This window comes from Bellilinea sp. (genome assembly GCF_034432615.1).
Lineage (GTDB): Bacteria > Chloroflexota > Anaerolineae > Anaerolineales > Anaerolineaceae > Bellilinea.
Genome location: NZ_DAOUBL010000156.1, coordinates 1 through 10,860, shown reverse-complemented (window position 1 = coordinate 10,860; position 10,860 = coordinate 1). Strand labels below are relative to the sequence as shown.

10 protein-coding genes are annotated in these 10,860 nt (G+C 52.9%); 4 read left to right on the top strand and 6 right to left on the bottom strand.

Annotated features, from left to right (window positions below; all coding sequences use genetic code 11):
* Positions 1-101 precede the first annotated feature (101 nt).
* The 6 genes from VAE48_RS07510 to VAE48_RS07485 form a co-directional block, all read right to left on the bottom strand.
* The gene (locus tag VAE48_RS07510; RefSeq protein ID WP_322792700.1) at positions 102-2,882 is read right to left on the bottom strand and encodes a bifunctional transaldolase/phosoglucose isomerase; all 2,781 of its coding nucleotides are present in this window, start codon (positions 2,880-2,882) and stop codon (positions 102-104) included.
* Positions 2,883-2,892: 10 nt separating this feature from the next.
* Positions 2,893-3,339 (bottom strand): ribose 5-phosphate isomerase B, encoded by a 447-nt coding sequence (gene rpiB / locus VAE48_RS07505; RefSeq protein ID WP_322792699.1) that lies wholly within the window; start codon positions 3,337-3,339, stop codon positions 2,893-2,895.
* Between the two features lie 12 nt (positions 3,340-3,351).
* Positions 3,352-5,373, bottom strand: coding sequence for a transketolase (gene tkt / locus VAE48_RS07500; RefSeq protein ID WP_322792698.1), 2,022 nt, complete (start codon positions 5,371-5,373; stop codon positions 3,352-3,354).
* A gap of 179 nt (positions 5,374-5,552) precedes the next feature.
* On the bottom strand, positions 5,553-7,994 hold the full coding sequence (locus VAE48_RS07495; protein ID WP_322792697.1) for a copper-translocating P-type ATPase: 2,442 nt from the start codon (positions 7,992-7,994) through the stop codon (positions 5,553-5,555).
* Entirely contained in the window at positions 7,991-8,203 is a 213-nt protein-coding gene (locus VAE48_RS07490; protein WP_322792696.1) for a heavy metal-associated domain-containing protein, read from the bottom strand. Before VAE48_RS07490 ends, VAE48_RS07495 begins: the two co-directional genes overlap by 4 nt.
* Positions 8,204-8,227: 24 nt before the next feature.
* Positions 8,228-8,497 (bottom strand): metal-sensitive transcriptional regulator, encoded by a 270-nt coding sequence (locus VAE48_RS07485; protein ID WP_272897785.1) that lies wholly within the window; start codon positions 8,495-8,497, stop codon positions 8,228-8,230.
* A gap of 134 nt (positions 8,498-8,631) precedes the next feature.
* On the opposite strand from VAE48_RS07485, the gene VAE48_RS07480 reads away from it, so the two are divergent.
* The 4 genes from VAE48_RS07480 to VAE48_RS07465 all read left to right on the top strand — a co-directional run.
* Positions 8,632-9,189: a TlpA disulfide reductase family protein gene (locus tag VAE48_RS07480; RefSeq protein ID WP_322792695.1), complete on the top strand. Its 558-nt coding sequence runs from the start codon at positions 8,632-8,634 to the stop codon at positions 9,187-9,189.
* Positions 9,189-9,935 (top strand): prolipoprotein diacylglyceryl transferase, encoded by a 747-nt coding sequence (locus VAE48_RS07475; protein WP_322792694.1) that lies wholly within the window; start codon positions 9,189-9,191, stop codon positions 9,933-9,935. Before VAE48_RS07480 ends, VAE48_RS07475 begins: the two co-directional genes overlap by 1 nt.
* Positions 9,932-10,654 (top strand): SDR family oxidoreductase, encoded by a 723-nt coding sequence (locus VAE48_RS07470; protein WP_322792693.1) that lies wholly within the window; start codon positions 9,932-9,934, stop codon positions 10,652-10,654. The genes VAE48_RS07475 and VAE48_RS07470 overlap by 4 nt, the downstream gene beginning before the upstream one ends.
* Before the next feature lie 10 nt (positions 10,655-10,664).
* Positions 10,665-10,860 (top strand): FolB domain-containing protein (locus VAE48_RS07465; RefSeq protein WP_322792692.1); only part of this gene is annotated, 196 nt, incomplete at its 3' end.

Genomic DNA, 10,860 nt, shown 5'->3' with positions numbered 1-10,860 from the left:
TGAGGCGACTGCTGGCAGCCGCCTTATGGATTCTGGAACGTCCATGGCTGCCAGCAGCGCTGTTGATTTTGATGGTGCTGCTTCAAATCAGGCGAAAAAAATCAAATTAAATCCTGAACCTGTCCAGTGGTAAGGTGCAACCGGATAACGCGGCGTTGTCGTGCGAGCAGCGCTTCCAGATCACCCAGCGCCTGAGCGCGCTCCATAATACCGAAGGTGATACCCTGTCCGGGGATAACCACATCCTCGCTGATTTCACGCGTGATTTGTAAGAACAGGGCGCGGTCTGGACCGCCTTTGTGCAGTTGGCCAGTGGAGTGCAGAAAGCGCGGTCCAAAGCCCAACGTGGTGGCACACCCTGTTTTTTCAAGAATGCTGCGTCGAAGCTGCTGGAGTGCCTGGGTGGTTTCAGGGTTGCGGGGCAGGTAAGCATTGATCGCAATGTAATCGTCTTTGCGCGCCTGGTTCAGAAAGAGCTGGATGATCTCGCGCGGATGGGAAGCGTTGGACATATCTTCCAGTACTTTGCCAAAAATTTTGCACTGGTTGCTTTCCCAAAGCGGCTGACCTTCATCCAGGACTCCGATGCGGCGGTATTCAGCGATTTTTTGAGCCGTGCGGTCTTTATTATCCTGAACATCTGGCTGGTCAAAACCATTGATCCCTAATACAGCGCTGGCTACGGCGATTGCCATTTCCCAACGGTAGAATTCTGCCCCTAAATCATAGACATCCTTCAAGTCAAATACCAGCACGGGCTGGCCGGCCTGACGCAAGGCTGTTACCCTTTCATCCAAACTGCCACTGGAACGGAAGCAAACGAACAGACGGTCATCGCCGTAACGGTCAACCGAAACAGGCGGTTCGAGGTCTATCGGTATAATCCCACGCCCTTCCTTTCCGGTTGATTCAGCGATTAATTGTTCCAGCCATGAGCCAAAGGATTCAAAAGGCGGCTCGGCTAAAATGGTCAATTTATCTCTGCCCTCAAGGGCGGCTTCACCCAGCAGTGTACCCAGCACCAGACCGGGGTTGCGGGCGGCAGGCGTGTTGGGTAAACACTGGGTCATCATCCGCTCGGCGCGTTGGAGTAAGGTTTCAAGGTTCATGCCCAGCAAAGCAGCCGGAAATAAACCGAAGGGGGTCAATGCCGAGTATCGCCCACCGACTTGTGGAATGCCGGGCAGCATGGCGCGGAAACCTCTTTCACGCGCTAATTTTTCCAGCGGGGTACCCGGGTCGGTGATGGCGACAAAATGCGCAGCGGCTTTTTCTCCCAGTCTATCCGCTGCCAGATGCCAGAAGTAATCGAAAAAGGCATTCACTTCGCTGGTCGTGCCAGACTTGCTGGACACGATAAAGAGGGTCTGCTCGATTGGAGCGCGGCGGGCGGCTTCTTGAACCTGCTGGGGATCAGTAGAGTCAAGAATAGCAAGATCAAGAGCATCCACTTCTGACAGCTTGCCCACCCCAAATGTTAAGCGCAAGACTTCCGGCGCAAGTGATGAGCCGCCCATCCCCAAAAGAAGAGCATGGGTCAAGCCATCTTTGCGACAGGACTCGGATAGCTGCCGGTAATCCTCGATCAGGTTACGGCTGTTTTTAGGGGAATGCAGCCAACCCAACCGCTGACGAATTTCAGCCTGACCTTTTGGATTGTCTGTCCAGAGAGAGGCATCCAGTTCAAAAATTCGCTGGATAACCTGTTCCTGCTCCTGTCTTTGCAAAGCGGTTGGAAGGATACCGCGAAGTGGTCCAAGTTCCTCAAGCGCGGCCTGGCGGCGCTGCTCAATGGCTTGTTGAAGGGCGGTAAAAGCATCGGCAAAGGCTTTGACCCCTTCTATTTCCAGTTCATAGGTGACGCGGTCCATCGAGATACCGAGTTGTTCCAGTTGTTGGATAACTTTCTGCTCGGCTTGTACATCTGCCCCCAGTTTAATTTGCGCTTCACCATGATCGGTAAAGGCTTCCAGCGTTTGGGGAGGAACGGTATTGACTGTGTCAGGACCAATCAACTCTTCCACATAGATGACATCCCGATAGGCCGGGTTTTTGGTGCTGGTGGAAGCCCAAAGAGGACGCTGGGTTCGCGCGCCCTTTTCTCGCAGGAAAATAAACCGCTGTTCAGAAAATTTTTCAAGAAAGAGGGCATAGGCCAGACGAGCATTGGCAATGGCGGCTTTGCCAAGCAGGGATTGAGCGAGGGCTGCATTGCTCTCTTCTTTCTGGATAATTTCATTCAACAATTGGTCTACTTTAGTATCCACCCGCGAGACAAAGAAAGAGGCCACCGATGCAATTCGGTCAATGGGTAGGCCGTTCGCCAGACGGTCTTCCAATCCAGAGAGGTAGGCATCAATCACCTGGGCATAACGGGTCAGTGAAAAGATGAGTGTTACATTGACGTTGATGCCTTCGGCAATAGATTGCCGAATTGCGGGGATGCCTTCCGGTGTGGCCGGGATTTTAATCATCAGATTGGGACGGTTGACCAGAGACCAGAGTCGTTTGGCTTCGGCAACCGTGCCGGAGGTGTCATTTGCCAGGAGAGGATTGACCTCTAAACTCACAAATCCATCTGCCGCATTGGATTCTTCGTATAGCGAACGAAAAAGGTCGGCTGCGGCTTGTATATCTTCGATGGCCAGCTGGGTGAAAATCTGTTCGGCACTCCAACCCGACCAGGCCATGGGTTTGAGGGCGGCATCGTAATCGTTGGAGCGTGCAATGGCGTTGTGGAATATGGAGGGGTTGGAGGTTACTCCGCGGATGAGCCCTTGTTCAATGAATTGGGCCAGTTTGCCATTTTCCAGTAAAGAGCGTTGAATATTGTCATACCACAGGGATTGACCCAATTGGTGAAGTTGATGGACACGGTTCATGGAACACCTCTTAATTTTCTCTTTCAATAGCCTGAACTTTTCCAAAGCGGCGGGCATGACGCTCTTCACCGCTAAAAGAGGCGGACAAAAAGGCGCGCACGATTTCTTTTGCCACCTCTGCGCCGATAATTCGGGAGCCCAAACAGAGAACATTCATGTTGTCGTGTTCAACTCCCTGATGAGCGGAATAGGTGTCATGGCACAAACCAGCATAAATGCCCTTGAACTTGTTGGCGGCTATACTGGCGCCTACGCCGGAACCGCAAATAACAATTGCGCGCTGGGCTTCGCCATCCAAAACTGCCCGGCAGGCCTTGCGGGTGAAATCGGGGTAGTCCACTGCTTCGGGAGAGTAAGTACCCAGGTCAACTACTTCATGCCCGGCGGTGCGCACGGCTGATATGATTTCCTCTTTCAACAAAAAACCGGCATGATCACAGGAAATTGCCACTCGCATGGGGTTGTCCTCCTATGGGTTGCTGATACCCAGCAGGTTTCGGGCTTCTTTCAAAATGTTTGCTGCGGTTAAGCCAAATTCCTCATAGATTTTTTTGTAAGGGGCGGATGCGCCGAAACGCTCGATGCTGATAATGCGCCCCTGATCGCCAACATAACGATGCCAGCCCTGTGCCACACCGGCTTCAACCGCCAATCGGCGTTTGATGGATGGAGGTAAAACCTCATCGCGATAACTCTGGTCTTGTTGCTCGAATAATTCCCAGGAGGGGAAAGATACCAGGCGAACATTGTAACCTTCGGCAGCCAGTGTGTAACCGGCATCTACAATCAGGGCTACTTCTGATCCGGATGCCATCAGAATAATTTGGGGCTTTGCTCCGCCGAGGTCTGCCAGCACATAAGCACCGCGCTGTAAACCGCTGGCAGGGGCGAATGTGCTGCGGTCCAGCACGGGCACGGCCTGGCGGGTCAGGGCAAGGGCGGTCGGTTGGTGGCGGTTACGAATGGCAGCAATCCATGCCTCGCGCACTTCGTTGGCATCGGCTGGACGGATAACGATCAGGTTGGGGATGGCACGTAGCGCTGCCAGATGTTCAACCGGCTGGTGGGTTGGGCCATCTTCCCCCAGGCCGATGCTGTCATGGGTATAGACCCAAATTGAGGGAATGTGCGAGAGGGCGGAGATGCGCACTGCCGGTCGCATATAATCCGAAAAGACCAGAAAAGTACCGGCATAGGGAATCACACCACCATGCAGGGTCATTCCGTTGACAATTGCGCCCATTCCGTGTTCGCGCACCCCAAAGTGAAAGTTGCGCCCAAGACGGTTATCGGCTTGAAAAGAAGGGCTGTTGTTGATCCAGGTATTGTTGGAAGGGGTGAGGTCTGCTGAACCGCCGATCAGTTCCGGCAGGCGTTCGGCTAATGCGTTAATCACCTTGCCGGATGCTGCCCGGGTAGCCATTCCCTTGGGGTCAGCGGGGAATTCAGGTAAGTTGTGATCCCAGCCCTCGGGAAGTTCCCCTGCCAGCCGGCGTTTCAATTCGGCGGCCAGATCAGGATGGGTCTGTTGATAGGCGTTGAACAGGCGCTGCCATTTACGCTCGGCGCGTTGACCGGTTCTCAGCGCGGAGCGGAAGAACTGCAGAACATCCTCGGGGATGTAAAAGTCGGGTTCAAGCGGCCAGCCTAATTTTTGTTTGGCGCCGCGCAGTTCCTCTTCTCCGGGCGGTTCGCCGTGTGCTTTGGCGGTGTCCTGCCGGGTAGGTAATCCGTAACCAATATGGGTACGGCAAAGAATGAGCGAAGGGCGGGGATCCCGACGGGCTTTTCGGATGGCGGATTCGACCTCACGGATGGAAAGTCCATCCACACTGCGAATGACCTGCCAGCCGTATGCCTCAAAACGTTTGGCGCGGTCTTCGGTGAATGCCAGATCGGTGGAACCATCAATGGAAATGCGATTGTCGTCGTAAAGATAAATTAATTTGCCGAGCCGCAAATGACCAGCTAGTGAGGCGGCTTCGGAAGCAACCCCTTCCATCAGGTCACCGTCGGTTACGATTGCATAGATAAAGTGATTAATCATCTCAAAGCCGGGGCGGTTGAATTGAGCGGCAAGGTGTGCCTCGGCGATTGCCATGCCCACACCGTTGGCAAAGCCTTGTCCAAGCGGGCCGGTCGTGGTTTCCACGCCGGGGGTGAGACCATACTCCGGATGACCGGGGGTACGGCTGCCCCATTGCCGGAATTTCTTAAGTTCTTCCAGCGGAAGATCATAGCCGGTCAGGTGTAACAAAGAATAAAGCAGCATGGAACCATGGCCGCCTGAAAGAATGAAGCGGTCACGGTCGGGCCAAGCCGGGTTTGCAGGGTGATGTTTGAGGAAACGTGTCCAGATGACATATGCCAGAACAGCAGCGCCCATTGGCAAACCGGGGTGGCCGGAGTTGGCTTTCTGGACACCATCTGCAGAGAGAAAACGAATGGTATTGATGGCCTTTTCTTCGAATTGCGGAGTGAGTTGTTTCATGTGAAGTTCCTTCCTCTTTGACATTGAATAAAAATATCATGCAAATAAGTTCTGGTTTGAAATTCTACCATTTTATCGTTTAGAACGTTCAAGTTTTGATGGAAATGTAAAAAAATGCACAGATTCAACCCATTGGGAATCATCTGCGCATCGTGTAGAAAAATGTGACTTTAATTTAATCAATCCAAGGGGGTTCTTCTCAACCTCAGACTGTTGCTAACCACAAAAACACTGCTGAATGCCATGGCTGCGGCTGCCAGCATGGGATTCAAGAAACCGGCAGCAGCAGCGGGAATCAGAATCGTGTTGTAGAAGAATGCCCAGAAAAGGTTCTGCTGGATGGTTTTGAGTGTGCGCCGCGCAAGGCGGATGGCGCGTACAGCTGCGCGTAAATCCCCGCTGATGAGGGTAATGGGAGCAGCAGCCATAGCAACGTCGGTGCCAGTGCCGATGGCGATGCCCACATCTGCCTGAGCCAACGCGGGCGCATCGTTGATTCCATCACCAATCATGGCAACTACATTACCCTGACTTTGCAGTTCCTTGACTTGTTGAGCTTTCCCGTCCGGCAGAACTTCAGCGCGCACATCATCAACGCCAACCTGGGCTGCGATGGCTTCGGCTGTACGGCGGTTATCCCCCGTCAGAAGGGTAACTTTCAAGCCGAGCCGGTGAAATTCCTCAACCGCCTCCTTTGAACCCTCTTTGATTCTATCCGCGATGCCAATTACACCCTGCGGTACACCGTCAATACTAACCAGAATGACTGTTTTGGCGGAACTTTCCAGTTCAGTGATTACTGTGTGAATGCCGTTCAGGGAAAGATTTTGGAAAACCTCCCAACGCGGACTGCCAACCCAGACTTGATGACCATCCACGTCGGCCTGAATACCGTGCCCGGTAACTGCTTTGAAGGATTGCGGTTGGGCCAACTTTAACTCACGATTACCGGCTTCGGCCACAATGGCTTGTGCCAGAGGATGTTCACTGACCTGCTCGGCGCTGGCTGCTAACTTTAACCATTCCCAATTGGCGGTTTGTGAGTTGGGCTGGGGCGGGTAAAGCGGAATGAGGTCGGTTACCCCTGGCTGACCGCGCGTAATTGTGCCGGTTTTGTCCAACACCACGCGGTTAACCCTGGCCGCTCTTTCCAATGCTTCACTGTTGCGTATCAAAACTCCACCCTCGGCGCCTCGTCCGGTAGCTACCATGACGGCTGTGGGGGTGGCCAAACCGAGCGCGCATGGGCAGGCAATGACCAGCACCGCCACCATGTTGACCATTGCGCGGGTGAAGAGACTGGTTGGGGCAGCGGCGGGCAGGGGGATTAGAAAATACCACACCAGAAAAGTGACTGCTGCGATGGCGATTACAGCCGGGACGAAGATAGCCGCTACTCGATCAACCAGTTTTTGGATGGGTGCTTTACTGCCCTGTGCATCTTCTACCAGGCGGATGATTTGTGCCAGCACCGTCTCTTTCCCAACCCGGGTGGCTTCAAAGCGGATGAAACCGTTCAGGTTGAGAGTTGCTCCGATCACCGCATCGCCGGGGCGTTTTTCAACCGGCATTGATTCTCCGGTAAGCATGGCTTCGTCCACGCTGGTGTGACCCTCGATGATGACGCCATCAACGGGGATTTTTTCTCCGGGACGCACCAAAACAATATCCCCGATGGTTACTTCTTCAATTGGCACTTCCATTTCCTGATTGTTGCGGGTGATGCGGGCGGTCCGAGCCTGCAATCCCATCAACTTTTTGATGGCTTCGCTGGTTCGGCCTTTGGCACGCGCTTCTAAAAACTTGCCCAATCGCACCAGGGTGATGATGACGGCGGCGGTTTCAAAATAAACATGGTCATTGACCAAGCCAAGCAAGATGGCTATCGAGTAAAAGTAGGCTGCAGAAGTGCCCATGGCAATCAGTACATCCATGTTGGCAGAACCGTTGCGAAGGGCATGGTAGGCATTACGGTAATACTGTCCACCTACGTAAAATTGAACCGGGGTGGCCAGAACAAACAGCAGCCAGTTCAACCAGGGTGCATGTTTCCACTCCATCGGCAGAAAGCCGAGATCACGTCCCATCGAAAGCAGAAAGAGGGGCAAGGTAAAAATGATACCGATGATCAGCAACTGGCGCTGATGGCGGATCTCGGTTGCGCGGGCTTCGCCTTCGGCATCCTGCACCTGGATATCTCTTTCAAGCGTTGTAAAACCAGCCGACTGGATGACTTTGCGCAGATCGGTTTGGTTAACCAGAGTTGGAATGTACTCGGCCTGTACACGTTCAGCAGCGTGGTTGACCTGTACCTTGAGAATACCGTCAATCCGGCTGAGAGCTTTTTCCAACCGCCGGGCGTCGTTGTCATCGCTCATCCCTTGCACGGTAAAACTGGCCTGCCCGGTTGCCACCCCGTATCCCGCGCGCTGAACGCGCTGGATAAGATCATCCAGCCCTACCAGAGCGGGATCAAATTCGACCACGGCTCGTTCGGAGGACAGGTTTACAGCCACGGTTTGAACGCCGTTTTGTTTTTTCAGGTTGCGTTCAATGGTGGCAACACAGTTGGCACAGGTCATGCCGGTAACCGGCAAAACGACTTGTCTGGTTTGGTTCATGATGATTTCTGAACAGGGTAATTGATTTCAGCCAGCAGATTTTCAATTTTTTCCGGATTTGCCGGCGGTTGAAAAGAAACAATCACCTGTTTGGAATTCAGGTCAGCCTGAACCGATTGAACGCCTTCCAGTTCGCCAAGTTCCATTTCAATGGTATGAACACAGTGATGGCAGTGCATGCTGGGAACAGAATAGGTAACGGTATTCATGAGAAACCTCCTGAAAGATTGGATTTAGACTTTGGACATGGCTTCGTAAACATCCACGATTTCGCGCAGAACTCGCTCTCTCTCCTGCGGGTCCTCCCCACGGACAGCGGTAATCAGGCAGGTGTTGAGGTGGTTTTCCAGCAAAATGGAGCTGACCTTATTCAGTGCAGATTGCACCGCCTGAATCTGGCGGATGATGTCTATGCAGTAGGCATCTTCTTCAACCATGCGCTGAATTCCGCGTAAATGCCCTTCGGCTGTCTTCAAGCGATTGAGCACATTTTCATGTTTCATATCTGCCATATCCTTTCCTCTCCCACCCCCACTGGGGAGGGGTATTTCAATCATACCCAATCAAATCGGATTTGTCAAGATAAGTCTCCTGATCTCATCTTGACATTTGGAGCGCTCGCTCTTACCATTGTCCTATGTTGAAGTGGCTTTTTGAAAAAGAGGGGTTGTGGCGGGTTTTGCCTGTAACCGGTATATTCATCATTTTATTTTCCGTCTGGTATTCACCAGTAAACTCGGACACGGGGCGTACTCTGCCGAAAGTGGGCTTTGCGGCACCTCCTTTTTCCCTGCTGGATGCTTCTGATCAAACCCTTTCCTTGCAGGAGTTGCAAGGCTCTGTGGTGATCCTGAACTTTTGGGCGTCATGGTGCCCGCCTTGCCGGGCGGAGATGCCTGCTTTTCAGCAGGTTTATGACCTGCACAAGGATGAAGGCCTGGTTATTTTGGGAGTCAATACGACCTATCAGGATGATGGCGAGTCAGCCTTGCGGTTTGCCGAGGAGCGGGGGGTTCAATTTCCTGTGTTGTTCGATTCGGACGGAGTGGTATCTCGCCGTTATCAAATACAGGCACTGCCAACCACCTTCTTCATTGACCGTAAAGGAATCATTCGTCAAGTGATTTACGGGGGGCCGCTGAACGAGGGGCTGCTCAAGGTCGAGGTGCAGAAATTGTTGGGGGAGGGGAATTGATGCTGCCGGTACTCAATGTCGGGCCGTTTGCAATTCAACTGCCGGGACTGATTCTGCTGGCGGGAATCTGGTTTGGGCTGAATCGCAGCGAATCTTTTGCCCGCCGGCGAGGATTGGATGTTGAGCAAATCAACGCACTGATCTTGTATTCCCTGTTGGGCGGATTGGTGGGGGCGCGGCTGGGGTATATTGCCCAGAATCTGGCTGCCTTCAGCCAGAAACCGCTGGATGCGCTGGCACTTTCTCCACAAATGCTAGATGGGGCGAGTGGTTTGGTTGCCATGCTGTTGATTGGTTTGATCTATGGTCAGCGCAAACATCTTCATCTGTGGCAGACCCTGGATGCCCTCACACCTGTGCTGGGGGTGTTGATGATGTCGGTTGCACTGATGAATCTGGCTTCTGGCAGCGGTTTTGGCATTCCGGCGCGACTGCCATGTAGTATTTATCTGTTCGATGAATACCGTCATCCAACCCAACTGTACGATTTTGGGCTGGCGGTGGTGATCTGGAGAATCGTTGAATCCAGGCCAGGGGATTTTTCCCTGCCTGATGGTAAACGGTTTTTGATGTTTGTTTCCTTATCCGCTTTTGCCCGAATTGCGGTGGATATGTTTCGGTCTGATCGAGCTCTAATCGGGCTGGGTGGCGTTGGCATCGAACAGCTGACTGCCTGGTTTATTCTTGTAGCGGCGGTATGGTTGATGCAGCGTAAAAAGACAATTCAAACGGGAGGGAAAATATGAACCTGAAAGGAAAAACGGCGCTCATTACAGGTGGCGCACACCGCGTTGGCAGGATTCTTTCACTGACGCTGGCTGAGGCGGGGGTGAATGTCATCGTCCACTATGGTTCTTCTCATGCCGCTGCGGAACAGACCCTTTCTGAGATTCGGCAAAAAGGCGTCAGCGGTTGGTTGATTCAGGCTGATCTGAATCAATTGGAAGAACTGGAAGGGGTGGTGGAGCAGGCATGGAGACTCAGCCCCTTTCAAATCCTGGTCAACAATGCTGCCATCTTTGAACCGCTTAGATGGGATCAGGTGACCCTTTCGGATTGGCAAAGGCATCTGAATATCAACCTGACCGCGCCGTTTTTGCTCAGTCAAGCGTTTGCCCGAAGATTAACCGAACAGGAAGGGCGAATCATCAATATCCTGGATTGGCGGGCATTGCGTCCTGTGGACGATCATCTGCCGTATACAATCAGTAAAGCCGCCCTCGCAAGCCTGACCCGCTCACTGGCGGTGGCGTTTGCGCCGTCCATTACGGTCAACGGGATTGCTTTGGGCGCGATTCTACCGCCTGCGGATGGCGGGGATGTCCATCAGGCAATTCAAGGAGTGCCGGCTGGGCGCTGGGCGCAGCCGCAGGAAGTGGGTCAGGCCTTGCTTTACCTGCTTGGTTCAGCCACTTACACCACCGGCGAAATTCTTCATATAGATGGTGGGCGACACCTCATTTAGGGAGGAAAACATGGATCAGACTTTTATCAAAGATTTGCTGGTTCGCGGGATTATTGGAGTCAGCGAACGAGAACGCGCTCAAAAACAGGATATCCTCATCAACATTGTTTTATTTGGAGACATTTCCAAAGCCGGACAAAGCGATGCAATCGAGGATTGCATCAATTATCGCACAGTTGCCAAAAAGACCATTGCCTATGTTGAGC